The organism is Rhodoferax sp., assembly GCF_028688795.1.
Taxonomy (GTDB): domain Bacteria; phylum Pseudomonadota; class Gammaproteobacteria; order Burkholderiales; family Burkholderiaceae_C; genus Rhodoferax.
This window is the reverse complement of sequence record NZ_JAQTXM010000020.1, coordinates 69,125-93,988: the sequence shown is the minus strand read 5'-3', so window position 1 is coordinate 93,988 and position 24,864 is coordinate 69,125. Positions and strand designations below refer to the sequence as shown.

At 58.2% G+C, this 24,864-nt stretch carries 24 protein-coding genes, 1 tRNA gene and 1 riboswitch; of the genes, 16 read left to right on the top strand and 9 right to left on the bottom strand.

Annotation, left to right across the window (positions count from 1 at the left end):
- Window positions 1-356: 356 nt before the first annotated feature.
- The 4 genes from PHQ58_RS15255 to PHQ58_RS15240 all read left to right on the top strand — a co-directional run bounded on the left by PHQ58_RS15255 (window position 357) and on the right by PHQ58_RS15240 (window position 2,693).
- Window positions 357-503 carry a hypothetical protein gene (locus tag PHQ58_RS15255; RefSeq protein WP_300112321.1) on the top strand — a complete coding sequence of 49 codons (147 nt, stop codon included), beginning with the start codon at window positions 357-359 and terminating at the stop codon, window positions 501-503.
- 19 nt (window positions 504-522) lie between these two features.
- Window positions 523-1,569 (top strand): PRTRC system protein D, encoded by a 1,047-nt coding sequence (locus PHQ58_RS15250; RefSeq protein WP_300112319.1) that lies wholly within the window; start codon window positions 523-525, stop codon window positions 1,567-1,569.
- Complete coding sequence (locus PHQ58_RS15245) at window positions 1,566-1,868, top strand: hypothetical protein (RefSeq protein ID WP_300112317.1); 303 nt, start codon at window positions 1,566-1,568, stop codon at window positions 1,866-1,868. The genes PHQ58_RS15250 and PHQ58_RS15245 overlap by 4 nt, the downstream gene beginning before the upstream one ends.
- A 291-nt stretch (window positions 1,869-2,159) precedes the next feature.
- The gene (locus tag PHQ58_RS15240; RefSeq protein ID WP_300112315.1) at window positions 2,160-2,693 is read left to right on the top strand and encodes a hypothetical protein; all 534 of its coding nucleotides are present in this window, start codon (window positions 2,160-2,162) and stop codon (window positions 2,691-2,693) included.
- An 85-nt stretch (window positions 2,694-2,778) separates the two neighbouring features.
- On the opposite strand, the gene PHQ58_RS15235 is transcribed toward PHQ58_RS15240, so the two are convergent.
- The 4 genes from PHQ58_RS15235 to PHQ58_RS15220 all read right to left on the bottom strand — a co-directional run bounded on the left by PHQ58_RS15235 (window position 2,779) and on the right by PHQ58_RS15220 (window position 6,442).
- Entirely contained in the window at window positions 2,779-4,035 is a 1,257-nt protein-coding gene (locus PHQ58_RS15235) for a site-specific integrase (RefSeq protein ID WP_300112314.1), read from the bottom strand.
- 246 nt (window positions 4,036-4,281) lie between these two features.
- Window positions 4,282-4,767 carry a dihydrofolate reductase gene (locus tag PHQ58_RS15230; protein WP_300112312.1) on the bottom strand — a complete coding sequence of 162 codons (486 nt, stop codon included), beginning with the start codon at window positions 4,765-4,767 and terminating at the stop codon, window positions 4,282-4,284.
- The gene (locus PHQ58_RS15225) at window positions 4,764-5,684 is read right to left on the bottom strand and encodes a DMT family transporter (RefSeq protein WP_300112311.1); all 921 of its coding nucleotides are present in this window, start codon (window positions 5,682-5,684) and stop codon (window positions 4,764-4,766) included. The genes PHQ58_RS15230 and PHQ58_RS15225 overlap by 4 nt, the downstream gene beginning before the upstream one ends.
- The gene (locus PHQ58_RS15220; RefSeq protein ID WP_300112329.1) at window positions 5,648-6,442 is read right to left on the bottom strand and encodes a thymidylate synthase; all 795 of its coding nucleotides are present in this window, start codon (window positions 6,440-6,442) and stop codon (window positions 5,648-5,650) included. The genes PHQ58_RS15225 and PHQ58_RS15220 overlap by 37 nt, the downstream gene beginning before the upstream one ends.
- 263 nt (window positions 6,443-6,705) lie before the next feature.
- On the opposite strand from PHQ58_RS15220, the gene PHQ58_RS15215 reads away from it, so the two are divergent.
- Window positions 6,706-8,391 carry a hybrid sensor histidine kinase/response regulator gene (locus PHQ58_RS15215; protein WP_300112310.1) on the top strand — a complete coding sequence of 562 codons (1,686 nt, stop codon included), beginning with the start codon at window positions 6,706-6,708 and terminating at the stop codon, window positions 8,389-8,391.
- 12 nt (window positions 8,392-8,403) lie between these two features.
- On the opposite strand, the gene PHQ58_RS15210 is transcribed toward PHQ58_RS15215, so the two are convergent.
- Both PHQ58_RS15210 and radC read right to left on the bottom strand, forming a co-directional pair.
- On the bottom strand, window positions 8,404-9,066 hold the full coding sequence (locus PHQ58_RS15210; RefSeq protein WP_300112327.1) for a Smr/MutS family protein: 663 nt from the start codon (window positions 9,064-9,066) through the stop codon (window positions 8,404-8,406).
- Window positions 9,067-9,128: 62 nt separating this feature from the next.
- Complete coding sequence (gene radC, locus PHQ58_RS15205) at window positions 9,129-9,875, bottom strand: DNA repair protein RadC (RefSeq protein WP_300112308.1); 747 nt, start codon at window positions 9,873-9,875, stop codon at window positions 9,129-9,131.
- Between the two features lie 130 nt (window positions 9,876-10,005).
- Between radC and PHQ58_RS15200 the strand changes: the two genes are divergently transcribed.
- From PHQ58_RS15200 to PHQ58_RS15150, 11 genes are all read left to right on the top strand, one after another.
- Window positions 10,006-10,470: an FKBP-type peptidyl-prolyl cis-trans isomerase gene (locus PHQ58_RS15200; protein ID WP_300112307.1), complete on the top strand. Its 465-nt coding sequence runs from the start codon at window positions 10,006-10,008 to the stop codon at window positions 10,468-10,470.
- The gene (gene ispH, locus PHQ58_RS15195; protein ID WP_300112305.1) at window positions 10,467-11,444 is read left to right on the top strand and encodes a 4-hydroxy-3-methylbut-2-enyl diphosphate reductase; all 978 of its coding nucleotides are present in this window, start codon (window positions 10,467-10,469) and stop codon (window positions 11,442-11,444) included. The genes PHQ58_RS15200 and ispH overlap by 4 nt, the downstream gene beginning before the upstream one ends.
- Before the next feature lie 72 nt (window positions 11,445-11,516).
- The gene (serS, locus tag PHQ58_RS15190) at window positions 11,517-12,848 is read left to right on the top strand and encodes a serine--tRNA ligase (protein ID WP_300112303.1); all 1,332 of its coding nucleotides are present in this window, start codon (window positions 11,517-11,519) and stop codon (window positions 12,846-12,848) included.
- Window positions 12,849-13,050: 202 nt separating this feature from the next.
- Window positions 13,051-13,467 carry a hypothetical protein gene (locus PHQ58_RS15185; protein WP_300112302.1) on the top strand — a complete coding sequence of 139 codons (417 nt, stop codon included), beginning with the start codon at window positions 13,051-13,053 and terminating at the stop codon, window positions 13,465-13,467.
- Window positions 13,468-13,519: 52 nt separating this feature from the next.
- Window positions 13,520-14,542 (top strand): extracellular solute-binding protein, encoded by a 1,023-nt coding sequence (locus tag PHQ58_RS15180; RefSeq protein WP_300112301.1) that lies wholly within the window; start codon window positions 13,520-13,522, stop codon window positions 14,540-14,542.
- 2 nt (window positions 14,543-14,544) lie between these two features.
- Window positions 14,545-16,266 (top strand): GGDEF domain-containing protein, encoded by a 1,722-nt coding sequence (locus PHQ58_RS15175; protein ID WP_300112300.1) that lies wholly within the window; start codon window positions 14,545-14,547, stop codon window positions 16,264-16,266.
- 26 nt (window positions 16,267-16,292) lie between these two features.
- A complete protein-coding gene (locus PHQ58_RS15170; protein WP_300112298.1) occupies window positions 16,293-16,832 on the top strand; it encodes an ATP-binding protein in 540 nt (179 codons plus the stop codon).
- Between the two features lie 15 nt (window positions 16,833-16,847).
- Window positions 16,848-16,945: riboswitch (TPP riboswitch) on the top strand.
- A 65-nt stretch (window positions 16,946-17,010) separates the two neighbouring features.
- Window positions 17,011-18,033 (top strand): thiamine ABC transporter substrate binding subunit, encoded by a 1,023-nt coding sequence (locus PHQ58_RS15165; protein ID WP_300112296.1) that lies wholly within the window; start codon window positions 17,011-17,013, stop codon window positions 18,031-18,033.
- Between the two features lie 50 nt (window positions 18,034-18,083).
- Complete coding sequence (locus tag PHQ58_RS15160) at window positions 18,084-19,736, top strand: iron ABC transporter permease (protein WP_300112295.1); 1,653 nt, start codon at window positions 18,084-18,086, stop codon at window positions 19,734-19,736.
- A complete protein-coding gene (locus tag PHQ58_RS15155) occupies window positions 19,729-20,373 on the top strand; it encodes an ABC transporter ATP-binding protein (protein WP_300112293.1) in 645 nt (214 codons plus the stop codon). Before PHQ58_RS15160 ends, PHQ58_RS15155 begins: the two co-directional genes overlap by 8 nt.
- A 154-nt stretch (window positions 20,374-20,527) precedes the next feature.
- Window positions 20,528-21,949: a coniferyl aldehyde dehydrogenase gene (locus PHQ58_RS15150; RefSeq protein ID WP_300112291.1), complete on the top strand. Its 1,422-nt coding sequence runs from the start codon at window positions 20,528-20,530 to the stop codon at window positions 21,947-21,949.
- Window positions 21,950-22,691: 742 nt separating this feature from the next.
- On the opposite strand, the gene PHQ58_RS15145 is transcribed toward PHQ58_RS15150, so the two are convergent.
- The 3 genes from PHQ58_RS15145 to PHQ58_RS15135 form a co-directional block, all read right to left on the bottom strand.
- Window positions 22,692-22,779 (bottom strand) — tRNA-Ser (locus PHQ58_RS15145).
- Between the two features lie 25 nt (window positions 22,780-22,804).
- On the bottom strand, window positions 22,805-24,103 hold the full coding sequence (locus tag PHQ58_RS15140) for a tryptophan--tRNA ligase (protein WP_300112289.1): 1,299 nt from the start codon (window positions 24,101-24,103) through the stop codon (window positions 22,805-22,807).
- Between the two features lie 70 nt (window positions 24,104-24,173).
- Entirely contained in the window at window positions 24,174-24,842 is a 669-nt protein-coding gene (locus PHQ58_RS15135; RefSeq protein ID WP_300112287.1) for a site-2 protease family protein, read from the bottom strand.
- Window positions 24,843-24,864 lie beyond the last annotated feature (22 nt).

The following is a 24,864-nucleotide window of genomic DNA, read 5'->3' as shown; positions in this document are numbered from 1 at the left end:
ATGGAGCAGGGCCAGGACGCCCTCGGGAACCTGTAGTTGACGCGAAAGAAGAGGCTGGGTCAAGCAGGCGTGCCGGAAATGCTGCTGATTTCCAGGTGGTTTTGGGTGGCGATTGACGAACCGGGATGTGGCCGTGAGCCGCGTTTATTGTCCCGAGGGTGTTGAAAGCGAGGCTGCATGCGGGCTTGACAAGGGAAATCGCGGCCTCTGGTCTCGGACGGGACGTTGACCGGGTTGTTGGCCAATTTGGATGGCTGGAACGAAAAAGAACCTCAATCAGCGCGATCTGCGCCATTCAAGCCCTTGACAGTTCGGTTTGCGGTGAGACCGTGGTTCGACACGCAGGACTTCTCCACATGTCCGATGAAAACGGTCTCGTTTCAGTGCGACCTGACAAGGTTGCATTGGGACTCAGGCCAGAGCCGATCCCGAAACCGGACGGTTTGAAGGGGATTTCTGCGTGGATGGACGGCGTCGGGCCACCGATGCTGATCGCCCTGTAACCCTGATTTGGAGTTTTTTATGGAACTGATCATTCGAGCCGTGGACGTTGGCTACGGCAACACCAAGTACGTCACCGGTGTCTCTGGCGAGGACATTCACTGTGCCAGCTTCCCATCGCTGGCCTACCCCTTTCCACGCGACCCCTCCACCACCTTGGGTGCGGATCGCCGCAAAACCGTCGCCATCCCGATTGGCGGCATGTTTTATGAAGTGGGGCCGGACGTCATGCTGGCTGCCGACACCTTTCGTGCCACGCAGATCCACGACAACTTTATTGACACCCCGGAATACTTGGCCCTGGCACGCGGGGCACTGCGGATGATGAAGGTCGACACCATCGACCTGCTGGTGGTGGGGCTGCCGGTGGCCATGTTTGCCTTGAAGAAGGCCGCGCTGGAAAAATTGATGACTGGCACCCATGACGTGGGCAATGGCAAGACCGTGCTGGTGCGCAAGGCGCTGGCCATGGCCCAGCCCAACGGGGCACTGATCGACTACGCCTCGCAGCATGACAAGGTGGTGGCAATGGAGAACGAGCATAGCCTGGTGATCGATCCCGGTTCGCGCACCTTCGACTGGCTGGTGGCACGGGGCATGAAGCTGTCGCACAAGCGCAGCCATTCAGTTAACCGCGGGGTGTCCGACATCCTGCAGGTGATTGCGGACGACATCAGCGCGGAGATCGGCCGACCCTACAACCAGCTGGACGCCATCGATCTGGCGCTGCGTACCAACAAAAACTTGACAATTTTCCAGCGGACCTACAGTCTGGCGCGCATGAGGCCGGTGGTGGAAAGCGTCACGAAGCAGGCGGTGGGGGCCATGATGCGTCGCATCGGGGAGTTCTATGACGTCCAGCATGTCATCCTGGTCGGTGGCGGCGCCTTCCTGTTCAAAAAGGCGGTGAAGGAGGCGTTTGCGACACATCAGATTCTGGAGGTCAAAGAGCCGATGTTCTCGAATTTGCGGGGCTACCAGATCGCTGGCACGAATTACGCCGCCACTGCGATGCAAAGTCTCGGTCGTGCTGCCCGCACAACACGGTTGGAAGGAGAGGGCGCATGAACCGGGACAAAGAAACAAACGGCGAGCCGGTTCGGCTGCTGTTCGAGATGACGAGGGAGGACAACCCGCGCCTCTACGATGACCTGATCCGGTTCAACAAGGGAACGAAGCGGGTGAACCGGCTGCGCTTTCTGGCTCATGAGGGGTTGTTGGCACAGAACTGGATGCTGGTACCGGCGGCGGGAGCGTTATCCCAATCGGCTGCATCGGCGTTACAGGCGCCCTCGAAGGTCAATCCGGCCGTTGCAGGGCATGTCGTCCAGGCGTTCGATGCGCCAATGGTCGATGGGGAGGACTGATCATGGCGTCGGCGAAGAGGCATGGACGCCGGAGGGCGTCAGTCAGCGCGTCAGAACTGGCGCAGATGGGCGTGTGCGAGCGGCTGGTGGTGTTTGAACATCGCTATGGCAAGCGACTGACCGTTGAACAGCAGCAGGCAATCAAGCGCGGTCGACTGGCGCATGAGCACTTTTATCGGGAACAGCATAGGGATTCGGCTCGCCCGGGGCGTTGTTTTGTTGCCTTCATGGAGTTTGGACGCTGGCTTGTCTTGTGTGCGGCAAGGTGGTTTCAAGCCAGGAAACAGCGCCATGAGGCTTGATGCCTTAGCCGTTATTGCCGTCGGTGCGCTCGCGGTCATCCTTCTTTGGTGGTGGCGTAGTAAGTCAGACCCACGCCAGGCAAGGTTGCCGCCAGAATTGAGAAGCGCCGGCCTGGTCTATGCGGAACGCTTATTCCAATCCGCCGGGCCGGTGTCAATTTCTGCCAGGGTGGATAGGGTTTATCGCAATGCGGCAGGTGTGTTGGTGCTGGTTGAGCTGAAAACCAGGGAGACGAATCGGACGTATCAGTCGGATGTCATTGAATTGTCGGCACAGCGCGTGGCCTTAATGACGCACACGGGAGATGTTGTCGCGGATTACGCCTATATTGTGACTGAGCGGCCAGATGGCTTCCGAATGGGTTGTCATCAAGTGAGACTGATATCACATGCCGATGTAATTTTTCTGGCGATAAGGCGGGGGGAGCTGTTTGCTGGGAAGGTTGAACCTCAGTCCACCTGTTCATCGTGCCTGTGTCGCAAATGTGCGTTTGTTCGACCGTGTGATCCGTCTTCGCGGTGAATGCATTGCTCGGCGGCTTGGCTTCTCATGTCGAAACAGATCTGGCGCATGTCAATTCGCAGACCTGCACATCTTGATAATTTCGTCACGCTACTTTCAAGGGTACGACATTCCAAGGCTTCCCACTTTCGCAAGCAGCAATGAAAGCTGCCCATCGTTCCAGGGCGATCCTGCGTTCGGGAATTTCTTCCCGAACGTCGTAGATCGCTTCCATCCCTTTTAGGGTATGGTTCAATGCAATTTCGGATATCTCGCGCGAGATTCCCATGTTGCGCATGTGTCCCTTGGCGGTGCTTCGCGTGTCGTGTGGGGTGAACTTGCGGATCTCGATATCGCCCCGTTCGAATGCTCTTGCGATGGCCGCCCAGAGTGTTGTTTCGCCAACGTGGATATCTCCAAGCCGTCTCCGCCTGCGCTCCACACGTGCAGGCAATACCCATGGAGAGTCACCAGCGAGATCCTGCAGGTCGTTGAACCAACCCACAACGGTTGGTGTCAGTGGCACGAGGAAGCCGTTTCGTGTCTTAACCGACTCATCGGGAACCCACCAGGTTCCAAGGTCCAAGTCAATGTGCTCCCACCGGGCCTTCGCCAGTTCAACGGACCGTACGCAGGTTGCCAAGAGAATGCGAAAGGCCAGGGCATTCTCAACGCCAATGTCATCGATATTGGCGAGTAGCGTGCGGAGCTCTTCCTCTGTAAGCATCACACGCTTGCGAACAGGGGGTCGCTGCCCCATCAAGGCAACCAAGTCAATACCAGCTGTTGGATTGGAATCAATCAGACGTTTGCCGCAAGCATGCGCAAACAACAGCTTGCATGAAGTCAGGATACGCTTTGAGATAGTCCAGGAGCGTTTGGCCGATTCCAATACGTGCACGATTTCTGCCGGGGTGACCTGCTGTACTTCGAGGGAACCGAGCTTGGGCAGGATGACCTTTTCGAAATCCCACTTGCGGTAGTAGATCGTTCCTTCGGCGAGATGGGGCGAGACGAGTTTCTTTTCTTTGTAGTCAGCTATGAGTGCGCGGACGGTCCATGCCATCTTGGAGCGCATCTTCTCAACTTTTTTCTCGACTGCCGGGTCGTTGCCTTTGTCTACTTCCACGCGATTTGCGCGCGCAAGTTGCCGTGCCTTCGCAAGCGAAAGGTCAGGGTAGTTGCCGAGTGTCAGTTCTTTGCGCCGTCCAGCGCCTGTCCGGTAGCGAAGGACCCAACTGGCCGTGCCTGAGTTTGAGAGTGTGAATGTCAGGCCGCCGCCATCCGAGCGAGCGAGTGGCGCGCCTTTGTTTATCCAATGTCGTATCTGGACATCGTCGAGCAGGTTGACTTGAGTTCCCATGGGTGATGCTTGAGGTTGGGTAGCTGGCAGCGTCAGTATAGACGCTAGCTACCCACCTAGCTACCCACTTTGGCCGTGCTTCAATGAAACGTCTTGGGATCGTGTTCGTCGTAACTTATTGATAAATATAAGTATTTATTTTTATTATGGGATTTCTTGAGCCTATATGGGATGCTAATTGATATTCCAGGTGGCAAGTTTCATGGTAATTTTGGCCTCTAGACCTTTATTTATATGCGTAAGCAGCTATTGTTTTTGATAAGTCAAAAAGCTGAAGTTCATGCCGTTGCTGCTGGTGTGGGGCTCGCGTGAAACCTCAACCCACGCAGGGCCGAAGTCTGGCGCATAGGCATCGCCGTCAAAGTCGGCATCAATCTCGGTCACCACGGCGGTGTTGGCCAGTGGCATGGCCTGCGTGTAGACCTCGGCCCCACCAATGACCCAGGCGGTGCTGTCGGGTGGGCACAGCGCGCAGGCCTGTTCGATGGAATGCGCCACCAGCGCACCCTCGGCGTGCCAGTCTTTTTGACGTGTCACCACCACGTTGAGCCTGCCAGGTAGTGGCCTGAATTTGAGGGGCAACGAGTCCCAGGTCTTGCGCCCCATGATGACCGGGCAGCCCAGCGTGCTGCGTTTGAAGTGCGCCATGTCTTCGGGCAGGTGCCAGGGCAGGGTGTTGTTGGCGCCAATCACGCCGTTGGCAGCGCGGGCAAAAATCAGTTTCAGTTTCATGAGGTTTTCAACGGTTTACGCGGCGGTATCAGCACCGCCGCAATGGCCGCCATGACACACAGCATGGCCGCAAAATCTTGCCAATGGGGCACTTCGCCCACGATCAGCGTGGCGCTCAGGGTGCCCACCAGTGGTATCGCCATGATGCTCATGGCACTGGTGGCCGGCGGCAGGTGGCGCGCCAAACCAAACCAGATGATCTGGGCAAAGCCGTAGTTGATGAGCGCGCCGTAGACCAGGCTGCCCCACATGGGCGCAGAAAATTGCCAAACCGGCCAGGGTTCCAGCAGGGCAGCCAGCAACCACAGGCTGAGGCTCGCCAGAATCAGCATCCACACCGTAAGCGTTTCCATGGGAATGGTCAGGTGCGCGCGGCGCATCATCAAGGTGCCTGCGGCCCAGCATAAGGCGGCCAGTTCCATCCAGACTATGCCCAGTGGCTTGCCTGAGAGTGCTGTCAACTCGTTGAACGTCAGCAAGCCAATGGCCAGAGCCACAGCCAACACGGCGAGTGCGATGCGTTTGGTGAGTTTTTCCTTGAAAAACAAAATGCCGAGCAACACGGTCCAGATCGGCATGGTGAAGCCCAAAATAGCGGCGCGCCCGCTGGCGAGTTCTTTCACACCCAAAATGGCCAGCGTGTGCCAGCCCAGCACATTGGGCAGCCCCAGTGTGACCACGCTGCGCCACTCGGCACCTTGCGGCCACATGCGCACGCCCTTGGCACGGTAAAAGCTGTACAGCCAGAGCGCGCCGCAGCTCATGGTCAGCGCCCGAAAGTACAGCGGCGAGAGTTCGCGCAGGCTGTACTTCATCATCGGCCAGTTGATGCCCCACATCAGCGTGAGGGCGACCAGGCTCCAGAGTTGTTTGCGGCTGATCACACCGCCACCGGGGCCTTGATGGCGGGGTGGCATTGGTAGCCTTGCACCTCAAAATCTTCAAACGTGTAATCAAAAATACTAGCAGGCTTGCTTTTGATGACAAGGGATGGATAGGCAAAAGGCTCACGGCTGAGCTGCAGCGCCACTTGCTCGGCATGGTTGCTGTAAATGTGGCAGTCACCCCCGGTCCAGATGAAATCGCCCACGTCCAGGTCACACTGCTGCGCCACCATGTGGGTGAGCAGGGCGTAGCTGGCAATGTTGAAGGGCACGCCCAAAAAGATGTCGGCGCTGCGTTGGTACAGCTGGCAGCTCAATTTGCCGCGGCCGCCCGCAATGGTGGGCGGGGCCACATAAAACTGAAAGAACGCGTGGCAGGGCATCAGCGCCATTTTGTCCAGGTCGGCCACGTTCCAGGCGCTCACCAATATGCGGCGGCTGTCCGGATTGGCCTTGAGTGTGTCAATGACCTGCTGGATTTGGTCAATGTGGCCGCCATCGGGCTTGGGCCAGCTGCGCCACTGCACGCCGTAGACCGGGCCCAAATCGCCATCGGCGCGAGCCCATTCGTCCCAGATGGTGCAGCCGTTTTCCTGCAACCATTTGACGTTGGAGTCGCCGCGCAAAAACCACAGCAGCTCGACGATGATGGCGCGCAAAAACACCTTCTTGGTGGTCACCAGCGGAAAGCCCTGGGTCAAGTCAAAGCGCATCTGGTAGCCAAACACGCTGGTGGTGCCGGTGCCGGTGCGGTCCGGTTTGAAGACACCTGTGGTTTGCACGTGGCGCAGAAAGGTTTCGTATTGGGAAGAATCGGGTTTCAATTTCAAGGGTTCCAAAAAGAGGTGTCAAGTGCGTTTTGCGGCCTTTGCTGTGGTCGTATTACACCAAGAAAGTTGGGGCCAGTCTGCCTTTAAAAGAATAGTCAGAGCTGAATGGCGTCATGAACATTGAAGAATCATCAGAAAGGGCCACGCCGGCGCAAAAGTGTTGGTTTGGTAGCATCGGGCCGCCCGGGGACAGACCCGGTGGTTGTCAATGATTCGGGGGCTGGATGGAATTTGTGATCGGTTTGAGCGAACGCGCACGCCACGTGCGCGCCGCCAGCAGCATTGGACTGGCGGTTGCCTTGCTGTTTTCGGTCTACAACCTGGTGACCCCGGGCCTGCTGGTGTTGGGCCTGATCGAATTGGCGGCCGCGCTTTGCTTGTTGGCGCCTGCCGTGTTTATGAGCCACACGCCAAGCCGCGTGGCGGCGGCGGAAACATTGCTGCTGCTGTGTGCGGCCGTCATTTTTGGCGCACTGATCGTGACCGGCGGCATTGAGGGCACCGGACTTTTCTGGGTCTACACCGTGCCGTTTCTGGCGTTCTTCTTGAAAGGCCAGCGCCTTGGCTGGATTTACAGCCTGGTTTTTCTGGGGGTGGTGGCGGTGTATTTTGTGGCGATGCGCCCGGCTTTGGCTGGCGTGCATCAGTTTTCAGCGGTGGTCAGCGTGCACTTTTTGCTGTCCTTGAGTTTTTACACACTGGTGGCTGCGGCTTTTAACCACGTGCGTAGCCGCTTTGAAGCGCAGCTTCAGCAGCGCAAAGAACACGCCGAGGCGGCTTCCCTGGCCAAGTCGCGGTTTCTGGCAGCAGCCAGCCACGATTTGCGGCAACCGGCGCACGCCTTGGGTCTGTTTGTGGCGCGGCTCACGCAGTTGCCGCATGACGCGCAGACCCAAGCCTTGGTGGCGGGGGTCGATGCTTCGGTGCGGGCGCTACAAGACATGCTGGATACCTTTTTTGATTATTCACGCCTGGATGCGCCGTCCATGCAGGTGCGTTCCCAAGCCTTTCCCGTCAATCACCTGTTTGAACAACTTCGCACCAGTTTCGCGGGAGTGGCTGCTGGCAAAGGGCTGCGGCTGCGCATCAGGCCGTCAAACCTGTGGCTACAAACTGACCCGGTGCTGCTTTACCGTGTGTTGCTCAATCTGGTTAGCAACGCGCTGCAACACACCCAGCAAGGCACGGTGCTGGTGGCGTGTCGTCCTGGGTTCCGTTCGACGCATGCACGCATTGAGGTTTGGGACAGTGGCGTGGGCATTGCGCCAGAGCATCACGCACGAATTTTTGAAGAGTTCTTTCAGGTAGGTAACGCTGAGCGAGACCGCAGCAAGGGCCTGGGCCTGGGGCTCAGCATTGTGCAGCGCTCATGCCGCCTGCTGAATTTGCCGTTGAGCCTGCACTCAAGCCTGGGCCGTGGTTCACGTTTTTGTTTGCAAGTGCCTGCCACTGTCGCACAGTTGAGCAGCCTGCCCCTGGGCGCTGCAGACTCGCCCATGGCCGCTTTTGATGGTCTGCAGGTGTTGTTGGTTGAAGACGATGTTCTGGGGGGCGCGGCTTTGACGGGTCTGCTGGAATCCTGGGGCTGCCACGTCACCGTCACTGATACGGCGCTGGGCGCTTGCGCGCTGGCGCGGCTTGCGCCACCGCCTGACATGATCGTCAGTGATTTCCGGTTGCGCGGGCCAGACAACGGGATTGAGGCCGTGCGCATGGTGCGTGACGCCCTGGGTTTTGATGTGGCCGCTTGCCTGATCAGCGGCGATACGGCACAAGCGGTGCGTGAACAGGTTCAGGCGGCCGGGCTGGTGCTGCTGCAAAAACCAGTGCGTCCGGCCAAGTTGCGCAGTGTGTTGCGGCATGCGGCGCAGGGCAAAAAAACTGGGCCTGTCGCGCTGGACGCGGCTTGAGTCGGCCGGGCGTCAAGCCCTGGACGTCATCAACACCACCACCAGTGCCCCGCCACCACCATCGGCAGGTTTGGCTTGCACAAACGCCAGTACCTCGTTTTTTTGCACCAGCCAGCTGTGAACCCGGTTTTTCAGAATCGGCGCTTTGCCGGGCGATCCCAAGCCCTTGCCATGCACCACGCGCACACAACGAATGCCTTGTTTGTGCGCCTCTCGGATGAAGATGCTTAAAGCTTCCCGGGCGTCGTCGCGGCGCAGGCCGTGCAGGTCAAGCTGGCGCTGAATGCTCCAGTCGCCGCGGCGCAGTTTGCGCGTCACATCGGTGCCAATGCCTGGGCGGCGAAAGCTCAGGTGTTCGTCTGTTTCCAGCAGGGTAGACACATCAAATTCGTCGCTGATGGCCTCTTTCAGTACCGCCTTTTCATCCTGCTGATACTGCATCGCCAGCGGCATTTTTTGCTCTGGTTTATGCAGCAGCTTACGCTTGTCAGGCAGGGGCTTGACGGCGCCTGCAGCCCTAATAAACAAGTCTTTGTCGGTGGCTGTCTGCTTGACGGCCTTGGCCGCTGCGCTCATTTGCAGTACGCGTTGTTTGGCCTGCTCTGCAATGGCCTTTTTGACCACCTTGAGGTCGCCTAAAGTCTTTACCCTGAGGGCCGTTGCGCCTGCTTTCAGGGGCGTTGCCGAGTGGGGTGGGCCAAGCTTGGTTTCGCGGCCAGACGGATTGCCGCGGGTGCTCACATCAGCCCCCGTTCTGCCATGCTGAGGGCCTCGCCAGGCGCCACGATGACGTGGTCCAGCACCCGCACATCAATCAGCGCCAGGGTGGTTTTTAGGGTTTGCGTCAACATCTCGTCGGCGCGGCTGGGTTGCACCGTGCCACTGGGGTGGTTGTGCGACAGCACCACGGCGCTGGCTTGGTGGTGCAGGGCGCGCAGCACCACTTCACGCGGGTAGACGCTGGTCTGTGTCAAGGTCCCTTGAAACATTTCTTCCATTGCCAGCAGGCGGTTTTGCACGTCCAGAAACAGCACTGCAAACACCTCATGTTTACGTGCCGACAAGTGCAATTGCAGGTAGTGTTTGACGGCATCGGGTGTTGCAAACACCGTGCGCTCTTGCAGGCGCTGTGCCATGGCACGGCGCGCCAGCTCCAGCACGGCGACGATCTCTGAGCGCTTGGCAGGCCCCAGGCCTTTAATGCGTTTAAGGTCGTCGGCGGTGGCATCTAGGAGCCCGGCCAAGCCACCAAAGCCAATGACAGCAGGGGCTAGGGCTGCGGTGTCGCACGCCGTATCTGTGGCTACCAGCGGCGCTGCGGATTTGAGCCTGAGCAACTCATCGGCCATTTGCAGCACGCCCTTGCCCTTGATGCCGGTGCGCAGCAAAATCGCCAGCAACTCCACATCGCTTAAGGCTTTGGGGCCACGGGCCAGCAGCTTTTCGCGCGGTTGGGCATCAAGGGGAAGGTCTTTAAGGGCCATGGGGAGTGCGATAGGGTGGGCTTTTACAATTGCAGGCAGTTTATGCGCCCAGCCCTGGCTCACCCCGATTTGGGGTTTAGGGCTTGGCAGCGCCAACAGCTCATTTTTTGCATGCATTCACAGGATTTTCATGACCACCGCCACCCCCACCATTCAACCCGGCTCGTTTTTGACCCTGCATTACCGGCTCAGTGGCCCCGCCGGTGACGTGGTCAACACCTTTGCCGCCGCGCCTGCCACGCTCACGCTGGGCACTGGCGAGCTGGCCCCCGCAGTAGAGGCCCGGCTGATGGGCCTGCCCGAAGGCACGCGCACCACCATCGAGCTGCCCGCCGGCGAGGCGTTTGGCCCGCGCAGCCCCGACATGCAGCAGTGGATGGCACGCAAAGAGCTGACAGACCTGGGCGCAGCCGGCGAAACATATGCCGTGGGCGATGTCATCAAGTTCCCGACCCCCGACGGCAGCGGTGAATTTGCCGGTGTGATCATTGACTTTCGCAGTGACGCCAAGGGTGACGCGGTGTTGTTTGACTTCAACCACCCGCTGGCTGGCCAACCGGTGACGTTTGAAGTTCAGGTGATTGGGGTGTTATGAGCGGCGCAACACAGGCAGTGACAAACGCGGGGGTTCAGATTCTTCTGGCTGAGCCACGCGGTTTTTGCGCTGGCGTTGACCGCGCCATTGAGATCGTGGAACGTGCCCTGACCAAATTTGGCGCGCCAATTTATGTGCGCCATGAAATCGTTCACAACACCTATGTGGTGAACGACCTGAAAGCCAAGGGTGCTATTTTTATAGAAGCGCTAGATGACGTTCCCGCAGGATCTACGCTGGTTTTTTCGGCTCATGGTGTGAGCCGTGCGGTGCAGCTGGAAGCGGCCGCTCGGGGGTTTCAAATCTTTGACGCCACCTGCCCGCTGGTCACCAAAGTGCACGTGGAAGTGGCCAAGCTGCACAAAGAGGGCTTCGAGTTCATCATGATTGGCCACAAGGGCCACCCCGAGGTCGAAGGCACCATGGGCCAGTTGGACGGCGGCATTCACTTGGTAGAAGACGTGGCAGATGTGGCACATGTCCAGCCCTTGCAAACTGAAAAATTGGCTGTGGTGACGCAGACCACCCTTAGTGTGGACGACGCCGCCGCCATTGCCACGGCCATCAAGGCGCGCTTTCCGAACGTGCGCGAGCCCAAGCAGCAAGACATTTGCTACGCCACGCAAAACCGCCAGGACGCTGTCAAGCTGATGAGCCCGCAGGTGGACGTGGTGATTGTGGTGGGCAGCCCCACCAGCTCCAACAGCAACCGCCTGGCCGAAGTGGCACGCAAGCTGGGCACGCCCGGCTACATGGTTGACACGGCGGAAGATTTGCAGCCGCAGTGGTTTGAGGGTTGCAGCCGGGTTGGCCTGACGGCTGGCGCGTCGGCCCCTGAAATTCTGGTGATGCAGGTGATTGACCGCCTGAAGGCCCTGGGCGCGGTGTCGGTGCAACGGCTGCCGGGCGACCCTGAGAGCGTCAAGTTTCCGCTGCCCAAAGGCCTTCGACTGAATGATGCTGAAGACCTTTGATTGCTATTTAATACATAGCTGATTACGCATATAAATAAAGGGCTAGAGCCCATTTTTACTTAAATTTTTATCATGTTAGACATTACCCTTCTTCGCAAAGACCTGGCCCAAGTGGTGGCCCGCCTGGAAACCCGCAAAAACCCACAAGCCTTTTTGGACGTGGCGGCCTTCACTACGCTGGAGTCTGAGCGAAAAACCATCCAGGTGCGCACCGAAGCCTTGCAGGCCCAACGCAATGCGTCGAGCAAACAAATTGGCCAGCTCAAGGCCAAAGGCCCGGCGGGTGCTGCCGAGGTGGATGCGGTGATGACGCAGGTGGCCAGCATCAAGGACGAGCTGGAGGCGTCTGCCAAACGCCTCGACCAGATTCAAGCAGACATGCAAGCCCTGTTGCTGGCTGTGCCCAACTTGCCGCACGAAAGCGTGCCGGTGGGCATTGATGAGCACGCCAACGTGGTGCTGCGCACCTGGGGTACGCCAAAGGTCTTTGACTTCGAGGTCAAAGACCATGTGGATGTGGGCACACCGCTGGGGCTGGACTTCGAGATGGGTGTCAAACTCACCGGCGCCCGCTTTACCGTGATGAAAGGGCCAATCGCCCGCTTGCACCGTGCTTTGGCGCAGTTCATGCTGGACGTGCAAACCCAGGAACACGGCTACACCGAGTGCTACACACCCTACATCGTCAACGGCGACACCCTGCGTGGTACCGGCCAGTTGCCCAAGTTTGAAGGTGATTTGTTTGCTGCCAAAAAAGGGGGGCAAGAGGGCGAAGCGCAGCCCGACAACACCGCGCTGTATTTGATTCCCACCGCTGAAGTGCCGCTGACCAACTTTGTCCGGGACGTGGTGCTGGCTGAAGCTGACCTGCCCATCAAACTCACCGCCCACACACCGTGTTTCAGGTCAGAGGCCGGTTCGGCCGGGCGTGACACCCGCGGCCTGATTCGCCAGCACCAGTTTGACAAGGTCGAGATGGTGCAAATCGTGCACCCTGACACCAGTTACGAATTACTGGAACAAATGACGGGCCATGCCGAGGCTATTTTGCAAAAACTCGGCCTGCCTTACCGTGTGATGAGCCTGTGCACCGGTGACATGGGTTTTGGCGCGAGCAAGACCTATGACCTCGAAGTGTGGCTGCCGGCGCAAAACACCTACCGTGAAATCAGCTCGGTGAGCAACTGCGAAGCCTTTCAGGCGCGCCGTCTGCAAGCCCGATTCAAGAACGCGCAAGGCAAAAACGAGTTGGTGCACACCCTGAACGGCTCCGGCCTGGCCGTCGGCCGCACCTTGGTGGCGGTGCTGGAGAACTACCAGAATGCCGATGGCTCAGTGACTGTGCCCGAGGCGCTACAACCTTATCTGGGTGGGCTCAAGATGCTGGGTGGGGCCGGTGCTTAAGTTGGTCTGCGCGTTGCCGCTGTGACGTAGATTTTTTGAAAGTTACATGCTTAAACGCCTTCTAACCCCGGCCCCCTGTATTTTCTGCGCTAGCCGCTCTATTTTTTATATCAACCAGTGGTTGTGCCTACGGTCCAACTGTGCCACCCGTGGTGTTTGTACACGTTGATGGCGAGTCGGCGGCGCATTGGCAAGACATGGTTTGGCGCTTTATATCCAAGCGCTTGGGGAAGATGGGCGCTGGGGGCCGTTTCAGGCAGAGCAGGGTGTCGCCTACGAATTCGTTACACGTGCGCCCGGCTATGCCGTCACGCACACCTATCGCAGTCCGTTCCCCAGGGGCAGCCAGTTGGTGCATTTGAAGACCAGTCGGATCGCGGATGCAGATTTGCCAGCCTTTTCGATCATCGAACTAGAGCGCCACCGGGGGCGTGCAGATCCTTACGTGTGTCATATCGTTTTTGACGGCCGGACTGTGCCCCCCGCGAAAATTACCCTGCCCCAATTGCAGAGCCGCCCTATTGCGGCAGAAATTCACACGGATATGATCGAGCGGGTGGTGGGCCGCACCTGGCCGGCAAAAGAAAGCCATGTGGTTCGCTTGGAGCTAAGTCAGTAAACGGCTCCAAATGCGTGTTGTGGCGCGTCTGATCACATCAACCAAGACACACATGGGCAAGCTATTCATCCTGTTTTTGCTGAGTTTTTTCTTCGTTGCCGGTGCGCAAGCCAGAGAAACCTTGCGCGTGCTCACCTGGCCAGGCTACGCCGATGCCGATCTGGTGCGAGCGTTTGAAAAACAGTTTGATGTTCTGGTGGATGTGACCCTGGTGGGTTCGGACGAGGTGCTGGCGCAAAAGCTGGGCGCCAACCAAGGCGGCGACTTTGATGTGGTGGCGGCCAACACGGTTGAAATTCAGCGCTATATCCGCCGCAAATGGTTGCAGCCGCTGGACTTGGCCAATGTGCCCAACATTTCGCGCCAATTGCCACGCTTTCGCAATACCGCAGCCATTCCAGGCATCACCCATTTGGGCGATGTGTATGCGGTGCCCTACACCTTTTCCGAGATGGGCCTGATTTATGACCGCAAGCAGTTCAAGGTGCCGCCCACCTCTTTGTCAGTGCTGTGGGATCCGGCTTACCAGGGGCGCATTTTGGCGTTTGACGGCAGCAGCCACGGTTTTTCAGTGACTTCGCTGGCCCTGGGTGGCGCACCCTTTCAGATTGACGATGCGGCTTTTCCCAAGGTCACCAGGCACCTGATTGACTTGCGCCGCAACGTGCTCACGTTTTACAGCTTGCCTGAAGAATCCGTGGCGCTGTTCCGACAGCACAACGTGGCGGTGTTGTTTGCCAACTACGGCCAGCAGCAACTCAAGGCGCTGCGTGACAGCGGTGCTGATGTTGGCTATGTGATCCCCAAAGAGGGCGCGTTGGCCTGGCTTGACTGCTGGGCTGTGACGCGGGCTGCCAGAAACAAGGGCTTGGCCGAGCACTGGATCAATTACATGCTTGAGCCTAAAGTCAGCGCCGAGTTGACCCGTCGTCAGGGGTTGTCCAACACCCTGGAGGCCTCTGCCAGCACGCTGGACACTGACAAGATTCATTGGCTGGAGCCGGTTGAAAACGACCTGCGCCGTGCCGCCTTGTGGTCACGCATTTTGTCGGGTGACCGGCCTGAACGGTTCTAGCCATGCGTTTTGGCATTGCCTTCAAATTGACGCTGTTGCTCACCATCTTTGGCCTGATGGCGATGGGTTTGGTGGGGTACTACACCTATGCCAGCAGCCGCGTCACGTTACTGGAGTCCGCGCAGCGCGATTTGCTGACGGCCACTCAGGTGCTGGGCCGCCAGTTTGAAAGCAGTATGGATGTGGTGGCCAGTGACACCCGCATGCTGGCCAGCCTTTCCAGCACGCCTGCGGTGGCTGCTGACCGTATAACGCAGGCACAAAGCCCGGAGGTATCCAGATTGGCGGATGCTTTCAAGGCCTTGATGGCGGTGCGGCCGGCCTACTTGCAGATTCGTCTGATCAGCGCGGCACAGCACGGCCTGGAGTTGGTCCGGGTGGATCGGGACGGTCACGTGTTGTTGACCATCCCTGAGGCGGACCTGCAGGAAAAAGCCCATTACGCCTACGTGTTCAACACTGTGCGTTTGAGTCGTGGGCAAGTCTATTTGTCTGACATCAGTATCAACCATGAAGAAGGCGCGCATGCTGGCTTGAACCAGCCTACGGTGCGAGTCGCCACGCCGGTGCTGGGCGCTGATGGGCGTGTGTTGGGTTTGGTGGTGATCAATCTGGACCTGAATGGCTTGTTTCACCGGCTGCGCTCGGTGTTGCCAAGTGCTTATCAGGTGTACTTGAGCAACCATTGGGGCGACTACTTGATTCATCCGGATCCGGCTGAGGCGTTTGGCTTTGATGCAGGGCGCCGGGTCTTCATTCAGGATGCATTCAAGCCCGTGGGCCGCCTGATCAAAGGTGTGGGCGGCAGTGTGGTGACCACGGCGGCGCCCGTGCAACAGCGCAGCGACGGGTTGGTGGCCGCGTTTGTTCGGCTGCCCTATGGCGGGCAAGCAGAAGACAAACGCTTTGTCATCCTGGGCATGTCGCAGCCCATGGTGAACGTCATTCAAGAAATTGATCGCCAGGGCTGGAAAACGGTGCAGATGATTGCCTTGGTGGGATTTTTGTCCGTTTTGCTGGCGATGCTGGTGGCCAGGCGAGTGACCCGTCCCCTGAAAGTGATGACAAATGCGATGACGCATTTTTCTGAAAATCAGACGGTGAGTCATTTGGACTTCAAGCGGCATGACGAAGTCGGCGTGTTGGCGGCCAGTCTGAATGTGATGCAGCACACCGTGGTGGCCAATTTGCACGAGCTTAACGAGAGCCGCGAGGCGATCCGGCACCTGGCGCAGCATGATGGGTTGACGGGTTTGCCCAACCGGGCCTTGTTTGCAGACCGTTTGCAGCAGGCGCTGGCCCAAGCACAGCGTGATCAATCGCGGGTTGCCGTGATGTTTGTTGATCTGGATGATTTCAAGCCGGTGAATGACACGTATGGGCATCAAGCCGGCGACAGTTTGCTGGTGGCCGTGGCACAACGCATGCAGGCATGTGTGCGCAATGCCGACACGGTAGGGCGTGTGGGGGGTGATGAGTTCATGGTGTTGCTGCCCATGGTGCTGTCAGTTCAGGATGCCAAGGTGGTCGCCGAAAAAATTTGCCAGTCACTGAGTCAAGTCATGGTGATTGACGGCCACGCGTTGGCGATTTCTGCAAGCGTGGGGCTGGCGATTTACCCGGATCACGCCAGAGACCAATTTTCCTTGCTGCGCCAAGCCGATGAAGCGATGTATGTGGCCAAAAACAGTGGTGGCAACCGGGTGCACACTGTCGGCGAATGAGGCCCGCACAGGTGACTGAAGTTTCAATGGCACCTGAACCTCTGCGCATTTGTTTGATGGGGGCCGAATGCACTGGCAAAACGACGCTGGCGCGCACTCTGGCACAGCATTTTTCCGGGTTTTGGGTGCCTGAGTACCTGAGGTTTTTTTGTGACCAGCAAGGCCGTCCTCCAAGGGCTGACGAGCAGGCGATGGTGATGCGGACACAATTTGAGCAAGAGGCGCAGGTCTTAGCGCTTGCACGACAAGCGGGCGTTGGCTATGTTTTTTGTGATACCGCTCCCTTGATGACTGCGGTTTACAGTGATTTTTACTTTGCCGACCGTTCTTTGTATGCCAGCGCCAACCTGTTGCATGGCAGCTATGCGCTGACGCTGGTATTGACCCCTGACTTGGCATGGGTGCCAGACGGTTTGCAGCGCGATGGAAGCCAAGCCCGTGCTGCCGTTGGCACAATGTTGCAGCATGTGCTTCAAACCATGCGCTATCCGGCCATTGTGGTGTCGGGTGGCGGCGAGTGCCGGTTGCAGGCGGCAATTCTTGCGGTTGAAACACTAACACGTTGAGCGTTATTACAATAGCCTGCTCACCGGGGGTGTCCGTCGTAAGTCGGGCTGAGAAATACCCCACTCACCTGATCTGGATCATGCCAGCGTAGGGAGCGTGACGGATTTCGCCTTGCCGCCTGCCGGTTTTGCCTTCAATCCCCGCGCTTTTTGTGCTGGCGCATTGAGAGGCTTTGCCATGAATCGTCGTCTTTTTGCCCTGGCCGCTGTTGCCCTGGCTGCTGTGTCAGCATCAAACCAAGCCCTTGCCGCAGATGAACTGCGCGTCATGGTGCACAGCTCTTTTTCATTGCCGAAACCTTTGCTGGCGCAGTTTGAAGCGCAAAACAACGTCAAGTTGGCCATCATCAAAGGCGGCGATGCCGGTGAAATGCTCAACAAGCTCATTTTGACCCGCGCGCAGCCGGTGGCTGATGTGGTGTTCGGCATTGACAACACCCTGGTCGCCAAGGCGCTGTCAGCTGGCGTGCTGGAGCCCACGCTGCCCCAGACCAGCGGGACACCTGACGCCACTCTTGGCGCTGCACTGGCGGCCGTGGATTACGGTTTTGTGACCCTAAATTACGACCGTGCCACCGTTGCCCAAAGTGGTGTGGCCTTGCCAAAAACACTGCAGGAATTGACGCTGCCGGTCTACAAGGGTTGGCTTGTCACCCCCAACCCGGCCACCAGCAGCACGGGCTATGCCTTCATGTTGGCCACCATTTCTTCCCTGGGTGAAGAGCCGGCGTTTGCTTGGTGGGCGAAAATGCGCAGCAACGGCCTCAAGGTGGTCAAGGGGTGGAGCGAAGCTTATTACACCGATTTCGCCGCCAATAAGGGCGCCTACCCGCTGGTGGTGAGCTACGTCACCAGTCCGGCGGCCGAGGTGTTCTATAGCAAGGAAAAAATTACGGAATCTCCCACGGCCAGCCTGAACCTCAAGGGCGGCGTGTTCCGTCAGGTGGAGGGTGTGGGCCTGGTCAAGGGAGGCGGCCAACGTGCTGCGGCGCTGAAGTTCGTAGATTTCATGCGTTCAGCCCCGGTGCAGGAAGCCCTGCAGACTGCGATGTGGATGTATCCCGTGCAGGCTAACACCACCCGCGCCGCGGTGATGCGCCACGCGACCGAGCCTAGCGAGTTTGAGGCCCCAGCGGTGCAAATGGTTGCTGGCAAGGGAGCGGACTGGGTGGCGCGCTGGACTAAAGTGGTGCTCAAGTAAGGTTGTGCGCCAGACCCCCATTTGTCTTGGCGAGCGCAGTGCGGCATTCCATGAGGTTTAAGTTTCTGCGTGGTGGCGGGTCAGCCGGCCTGTGGCTAGGGCTCTTGCCTGCCACAGCCCTGCTGGTGTTGCTGCTGGCGCCGCTGGCTCGGTTGGTCTTTGCCGGGTGGTCGGGCGAAGTGAATTTGCCGGGTGCGCCAACAGCGGCATCCTGGTCCATCTGGTCACCCTGGCAAGACGACTACCTGCGCTGGCGCGTGATGTGGTCATTGGCGCAGGCGGCCATCACCTGTGTGCTGGCGTTTGCCTTGGGTTTGCCATTGGCCTGGGTGCTGGCACGGTTTGAGTTTGCCGGGCGCATGCTGGTGCTGCGTTTGCTGATGCTGCCCTTTGTTGTGCCTACCTTGGTGGCTGCGCTTGGTGTGTTGGCGCTGTGGGGGCCACGTGGCGTGCTCAGTGCGTTACTGGGCATTCATCTTCAAGACACGCCCTGGCTGCTGTTGTATGGCAACTTGTTTTTTAACCTGTGTCTGGTGGTGCGTGCCGGGACGGACGCGCTGGGCCAAGTGAACGCGCGTCAGGTGGCGGCAGCCAGGTCGCTCGGCGCGACACCTTGGCGAGCCTTCTGGCGCATTGAGTGGCCGGCCATTGCACCTTGGCTGATGTCGAGCTTGTGCCTAGTTTTTTTGTATTGCTTTGCTGGTTTTGGCCTGGCCCTAGTGCTGGGTGGGCAGCGTTTTGCCACCGTTGAAGTCGAGATTTACACCCTGGTGGCCCATGAGTTGCAGTTGGGTCAGGCCAGCGTGTTGTCGTTGTGGATGCTGCTGCTTACCGGGGCCGTGGCGCTGATTTACGCTGTACTTGAAAAGCGACTGGCGGCGCCTGGTCGGGTTGAGCCCGTGGCGCGCAAACCCCCTCAAGGGGTACTGCAATGGCTGGCCGTGCTGGTTGCGCTGGGGGTGTTGTTTGTGATTTGTGGCTTACCGATCCTTGCCATCGTCTGGCGTGCACTGCAAGCTGGCTTGGGCGCATGGGCCACGCTGCTGGATGCGGAGGTGCGCGCCGCGCTGTGGAACACGTTGCGGTTTTCTGCTGCGGCCTTGGTGGTGGCCACCGTGTTGGGCGTGATGCATGCGCTGGCTGCGCAGCGCTCGGTGCTTTGGCGCGCCGCTGCCTTTTTGCCGTTTGTGGTGTCGCCTATCACGGTCGCCTTTGGGTTGTTGCTGCTGTATCCGGGTTGGACGGCCAGTTTGGCGCTGCTGCTGGCAGCGTATGCGGTGCTGGCCTACCCATTTGTTGCCAAGTCCTTGTCTGCAGGTTTGGACAGCTTGCCCCCGCATTTGCTGCATGCTGCCCGCACGCTGGGCGCCAGCCCGCAGCGTACTTTCTGGCGCGTCACCTTGCCGCTGCTGCGCCCGGCCTTGCGCCGCGGCATGGCGTTTGCCGCAGCCACGGCGCTGGGTGAGTTTGCCGTTACGCTGTTTTTGTCACGCCCCGAGTGGTCCACGCTCACCACATTGATTTACCAGCGCCTGGGCCATCCGGGCGCGGCCAGTCTAGATGAAGCGTTTGTCTTGGCCTGCTTGTTGATGCTGTTGGCCTTGCTGGCATTTTTGCTAATCGAGTGGCCAGTGGCCGGTCGTCATGAGCGCAGGCGCACGCAGGTGGGTGCTGTCGCGCTTGGGGTGCTGCACCATGCTTGAGCTGCGCCATACCAGCCAAAACTACGGCGACCGTGCACTGCTCAAAGACATCAATTTGCGCGTGGCCGCTGGTGAAATTGTGGCTTTGTTGGGGCCGTCGGGCAGTGGCAAAAGCACGCTGCTGAGCATTGTGGCGGGCTTGCAACTGCCGCTCACGGGCAGCATCTGGTTTAACGGTCAGAAAATCACACAGGTGCCGCCGGAGCAGCGGCGGTTTGCTCTGATGTTCCAAGACTTCGCGCTGTTTCCGCACTTGAACGTGCTGGACAACGTGGCGTTTGGGTTGGTTGAGCAGCGACAAGACAAACGCCAGGCGCGCGCAACTGCGCTGGACATGCTTGCCCTGTTTGGTTTGGCAGCGCATGCACAGCAAAAGGTCTGGCTCCTCTCTGGGGGGGAGCAGCAGCGTGTGGCGCTGGCGCGTGCCCTTGTGACGAATCCGCGTGCGCTGTTGCTCGATGAGCCGTTTTCTGCGCTTGATGCAGATCTGCGCGCCAATTTGCGTGATGAATTTCGTACCCGCATTGAAGCCGCTGGGATGCCAACCTTGCTGGTGACGCACGATGAGTCAGAGGCGCGTGCCATGGCCGCGCGCGCCGTCCGACTGGTGGATGGGCGGCTTGAAGTGATGTGGTGAGCTTGTCTTTGCAAGGATCCCCAGCTTTGGCGGTCGAAATTCGGCAAGCCACAGATCAGTGTTCTGCCCGCTTTGCACCGGTTTAGGGGGCCTCGTTCAAACCGCTCGTTAAGTCGTTGCGTCAGCGGCGTTCCGGCATAAACTGGTCAGCGCCATGAACCCTATTGACACCATTTCCCCGAGCGTGCTTGATGATGCGCTGGCATTGCAGCGCAAAGCCTGCTTTGCCAACCCCATTTCTACGCTGGCAGAGCGCACGGCAGACCTGCGCACCTTGCAAAGATTCGTCCGTGAACACAAAGATGCGCTGTGTGATGCCATCAGCCTTGATTACGGCCACCGCTCTCGCCACGAGACCTTGCTGGCTGAAGTGTTCCCGACGGTGGATGGTATTGACCACGTCATAGGCCAACTGCGCAGCTGGATGAAGCCTCAGCGTCGTGGTGTCGATTGGCGCAACTTTTTGGGCGCAAGCAACCGTGTCATTCCGCAACCCCTGGGGGTTGTTGGAGTGATCGTGCCGTGGAATTTTCCGCTGAACCTGAGCCTGGTACCGCTCACTTACATTTTTGCAGCGGGCAACCGAGCCATGGTGAAGATGAGCGAAAACTCGCGTCATCTGGCAGCGTATTTGATGGTGCACATGCCTAGGTACTTTCCGCCAGAAAAACTACAGTTTTTTGATGAAACCGGCGGTGTTGGTGTGGCGTTCTCAAAGCTCAAGTTTGACCATTTGTTGTTCACGGGTTCCGGGCAGACTGGTCGAGCCGTGATGGCTGCTGCCGCGCAAAACTTGTGTCCGGTCACGCTGGAACTCGGCGGCAAGGCGCCAGCCATCGTCTGTGAAGGTTTCCCGCTGCACACAGCTGTCGAGCGCATCATGTTCGTCAAGTTGCTCAATGCAGGCCAAATATGCACCACAGTGGACCATGCCTGGTTGCCTGCGGGAAAGACCGATGAGTTTGTGCGCCTGGCGCGCGGCATTGTGACCAAACGCTACCCAAGCCTGAGTTCGCCAGACTACACCTCCATCATTGACCAGCGCTCCTTTGACCGACTGCTGAACACCTTGCAAGAGGCAAGAGAAAAGGGTGCCAAGGTGCTGCCATTGATGGATGGGCCTGCATTTGATGCCGCTTCGCGCAAAATAGCGCCGCACATTGTGTTGGACGCGCCCTCTCATTGCCAACTGATGCAGCGCGAGGTTTTTGGCCCAATCCTGCCGTTGCGCAGCTATTCGTCGCTCGACGACGTGATTGACAGCATCAACGCCGAGCCACGCCCGCTGGCGGTGTATCCCTTCAGTCATGACGCAGGGCAAGTGCAAAAAGTCATTGACCGCGTGATGTCTGGTGGCGTCACGGTAAACGACGCCCTGTTCCATGTGGGGCAGCATGACCTGCCCTTTGGTGGAGTGGGCGACTCTGGCATGGGCCACTACCATGGTCATGAAGGTTTTGTCACCTTCTCAAAAATGCGTCCGGTGTTTTACCAGGCCCGCTTTAGCACCCTTAAATTTCTGTGGCCGCCCTACGGCAAATTTGCTGATCGGGTGTTGGCATTTTTGATTCGGTGATCCGCGGTTTAAGGCGTTCGTACAAATCGCTGGCGTGATTCTGATGCCTGTGTACCTGACGAGGCGAAGACGATTTCGTTGTGCCGTGCATCCAAACAGGAAAAGACTGCACCTCAGTGTTTGTCGTTTTGATGCAGGTCCAAGAACGAACCACCAAAAGGCCCAATGTGGTGCGGTGCTGGTGGCTGACGGTGAGCCAGCATAGATTGGTACAGTTTGACCACGGCCAATATTGGTGGCCAATTTTTTATGTTGATAGACATTGATATTTCCCTTTTAACTATATAAACCGTTTATATAGTTTACACGGTTTATATCGCGAATGAAGTCTTTTTGTGCAGGGGTTAACCCCTGTCTTGGCTGAAGGGGTTCATTGGTTCGCCTTGGCAATGTTCAGTGGAGACTGTGGTCGCTGGCAGGACCAAAGACAAATGGGTGCGCCATAAGTGGCGGTGATCGATTGAACTTTTACGAGAACGACCATATCAAACAAATGGGCGATTGCCTCACGCTCTTTCCTCCCTGGAGCGTGCCGCTGGTTAGCGGATTAGCCCGGCCTCACCCGCCGGGTTTTTTTATGCCCACCATTTTCGTTGTCGTCACGAAATACCGCTGAACGTTGGCATCCACTGGTGCTGGATTGGGTGTGAAACCCTGCATCGCAGTCTGTAAGCAGTCTGGAAATGCTCACCAAAGAAAAAAGCCCGCTACCGTATTGATAGTGGGCTTTCCTTATGTGGCTTGGCGGAGAGAGTGGGATTCGAACCCACGGTACCTTGCGGTACGCCTGATTTCGAGTCAGGTACATTCGGCCACTCTGCCATCTCTCCGCGAAGCCGACGATTGTACAGTGGGCTAGCTTTGTTTTGCCTTTTGCAAGGTCTGCAGTGCAGCGGCTATGTCGCTCTCAGTGATGTTTGGGCCTTTTTGCAGTGGCGCCGGGCTGCTGTTCATGGCAACGATGCCCTCGGTTTGCAGTGTTGCTATGGTTTGCCCCACCACTTTGGGTGACGCAAAGGCGCCGCTTTGCAGCAACAGTCGGCCGTCTGCGCTTTGCAGTTTGAAGTAAAACTGGCCGTCTTTTTCACGGTATTGCTTAAACACAGGTAACAACACTTTGACGACTTTGGCTGTGGTGTCGGCCTCAGACTGCAAGCTGCGCAAGCCAACGGCGTGGCGCAATTGACCCATGAAAGGGGTTGCAATGGCCCGGGCCTTGACAGCACCGGTTTGCAGGATGGCCTCAATCTTGGCCGGGTTGCCCATCAATGACTGGTAGGTCTCGCGCATGGGGGCGATTTCCTGGTCAATGCGCTCGAACACCAGTTGTTTGGCATCGCCCCAGGAAATGCCGTCTGCATAGGCCTGACGCAGTGATTTGGCTTCATCCTCACTGGCAAATGCCTGGTAAATCTGGAAAAGTGCCGAGCCTTCAACTGTTTTGGGCTCACTTGGGCCTTTGGAGTCGGTCACGATGCCGCCAATGAGTTTCTTGAGCTGCTCTCTAGGGGCAAACATGGGAATGGTGTTGTCGTAGCTCTTGCTCATCTTGCGGCCATCCAGGCCTGGAAGGGTGGCGACATTGTCTTCAATGGCAGCTTCAGGCGGCACAAAATGCTCACCGTAGCGGTGGTTGAAGCTGTGCGCCATGTCGCGTGCCATCTCGATGTGTTGCACCTGGTCACGCCCCACGGGCACTTTGTGGGCGTTGAACATCAGAATGTCGGCGCCCATCAACACCGGGTACATGAACAGCCCGGCGCTCACGTCTGAGTCGGGGTCGTTGCCGACAGCGGTATTTTTGTCGACGGCAGCTTTGTAGGCGTGGGCGCGGTTAAGCACGCCTTTGCCCAGCACGCAGGTTAGAAACCAGGTGAGTTCAGGGATTTCAGGCACATCCGACTGGCGGTAAAACACCACGCGCTCCGGATCCAACCCGGCAGCCAGCCAGCTTGCTGCAATTTCCAGCGTGGAACGCTGAATGCGCGCGGGATCATCAATTTTTATCAACGCATGGTAGTCAGCCAAAAAGTAGAAACTTTCGACGCCACTGCGCAAACTATGGCCCACGGAAGGGCGTATCGAACCCACGTAGTTGCCCAGGTGGGGGGTGCCAGAGGTGGTGATACCGGTGAGGAAAAGTTCAATGGGCATGGGAAAAATCGAATGAAAAGTCAAAAACTCGTGGACTGCCGCACTGCGCTTGCATTGACGGCGTCGGGGTTCAACCCACCAGCATGGCCAGGGGGGTCAACAGCAGGTCAATAAGTTGAAAGGTCAGACTCATCAGTGGACGCAGCCACAAATTGCTGACCACGCCGGCCAGCACCAGCGCCATCACAATGAAAAAGCCGTACGGTTCCACACGTGACACCAGCATGGCTTGCCGGTAGGGCAGCAATCCGACCAGAATGCGGCCACCGTCGAGCGGTGGCAGTGGAAAGAGATTGAACACAAACATCACAACATTGACCAGTACACCGCCTTGTGCCATTTCAATCAGAAAAGGCTCAGCGACGTTCATCCCCTTGAGCAGGTAGAGCAATGCGCCCCACGCCAGTGCCTGAAAGAAGTTGGAGCCAGGCCCTGCCAGTGCGACCCAGATCATGTCGCGTTTCGGGTTGCGTAAATTGCCAAAGCGCACCGGCACTGGTTTGGCATAACCAAACAAGAACGCGCCCGAGGTTGCAAAGTACAACATCAGCGGCATCAGGATGGTGCCCACGGGGTCGATGTGTGGCAGCGGGTTAAGGGTGACGCGCCCCAGCATGTAGGCGGTGTTGTCGCCAAAGTGTTTAGCGGCATAACCGTGCGCAGCTTCGTGCAGGGTGATGGCCAACAACACTGGAATGGCGTAGAGGGTGACGGTTTGAATCAGGTGGGCAAAGTCCATGAATGAAGGCTCTCAGGGCAGT

What these genes read in the sequence shown, in the direction of transcription:
- ispH (WP_300112305.1), top strand. Translation starts at nt 10,467, where the DNA reads ATGAGCGGCGCAACACAGGCAGTGACAAACGCGGGGGTTCAGATTCTT.
- PHQ58_RS15215 (WP_300112310.1), top strand. Translation starts at nt 6,706, where the DNA reads ATGGAATTTGTGATCGGTTTGAGCGAACGCGCACGCCACGTGCGCGCC.
- radC (WP_300112308.1), bottom strand. Translation starts at nt 9,875, where the DNA reads ATGGCCCTTAAAGACCTTCCCCTTGATGCCCAACCGCGCGAAAAGCTG.
- PHQ58_RS15255 (WP_300112321.1), top strand. Translation starts at nt 357, where the DNA reads ATGTCCGATGAAAACGGTCTCGTTTCAGTGCGACCTGACAAGGTTGCA.
- PHQ58_RS15175 (WP_300112300.1), top strand. Translation starts at nt 14,545, where the DNA reads ATGCGTTTTGGCATTGCCTTCAAATTGACGCTGTTGCTCACCATCTTT.
- PHQ58_RS15155 (WP_300112293.1), top strand. Translation starts at nt 19,729, where the DNA reads ATGCTTGAGCTGCGCCATACCAGCCAAAACTACGGCGACCGTGCACTG.
- PHQ58_RS15160 (WP_300112295.1), top strand. Translation starts at nt 18,084, where the DNA reads ATGAGGTTTAAGTTTCTGCGTGGTGGCGGGTCAGCCGGCCTGTGGCTA.
- PHQ58_RS15230 (WP_300112312.1), bottom strand. Translation starts at nt 4,767, where the DNA reads ATGAAACTGAAACTGATTTTTGCCCGCGCTGCCAACGGCGTGATTGGC.
- PHQ58_RS15165 (WP_300112296.1), top strand. Translation starts at nt 17,011, where the DNA reads ATGAATCGTCGTCTTTTTGCCCTGGCCGCTGTTGCCCTGGCTGCTGTG.
- PHQ58_RS15250 (WP_300112319.1), top strand. Translation starts at nt 523, where the DNA reads ATGGAACTGATCATTCGAGCCGTGGACGTTGGCTACGGCAACACCAAG.
- PHQ58_RS15245 (WP_300112317.1), top strand. Translation starts at nt 1,566, where the DNA reads ATGAACCGGGACAAAGAAACAAACGGCGAGCCGGTTCGGCTGCTGTTC.
- PHQ58_RS15150 (WP_300112291.1), top strand. Translation starts at nt 20,528, where the DNA reads ATGAACCCTATTGACACCATTTCCCCGAGCGTGCTTGATGATGCGCTG.
- PHQ58_RS15170 (WP_300112298.1), top strand. Translation starts at nt 16,293, where the DNA reads ATGGCACCTGAACCTCTGCGCATTTGTTTGATGGGGGCCGAATGCACT.
- serS (WP_300112303.1), top strand. Translation starts at nt 11,517, where the DNA reads ATGTTAGACATTACCCTTCTTCGCAAAGACCTGGCCCAAGTGGTGGCC.
- PHQ58_RS15235 (WP_300112314.1), bottom strand. Translation starts at nt 4,035, where the DNA reads ATGGGAACTCAAGTCAACCTGCTCGACGATGTCCAGATACGACATTGG.
- PHQ58_RS15135 (WP_300112287.1), bottom strand. Translation starts at nt 24,842, where the DNA reads ATGGACTTTGCCCACCTGATTCAAACCGTCACCCTCTACGCCATTCCA.
- PHQ58_RS15240 (WP_300112315.1), top strand. Translation starts at nt 2,160, where the DNA reads ATGAGGCTTGATGCCTTAGCCGTTATTGCCGTCGGTGCGCTCGCGGTC.
- PHQ58_RS15225 (WP_300112311.1), bottom strand. Translation starts at nt 5,684, where the DNA reads ATGCCACCCCGCCATCAAGGCCCCGGTGGCGGTGTGATCAGCCGCAAA.
- PHQ58_RS15180 (WP_300112301.1), top strand. Translation starts at nt 13,520, where the DNA reads ATGGGCAAGCTATTCATCCTGTTTTTGCTGAGTTTTTTCTTCGTTGCC.
- PHQ58_RS15200 (WP_300112307.1), top strand. Translation starts at nt 10,006, where the DNA reads ATGACCACCGCCACCCCCACCATTCAACCCGGCTCGTTTTTGACCCTG.
- PHQ58_RS15140 (WP_300112289.1), bottom strand. Translation starts at nt 24,103, where the DNA reads ATGCCCATTGAACTTTTCCTCACCGGTATCACCACCTCTGGCACCCCC.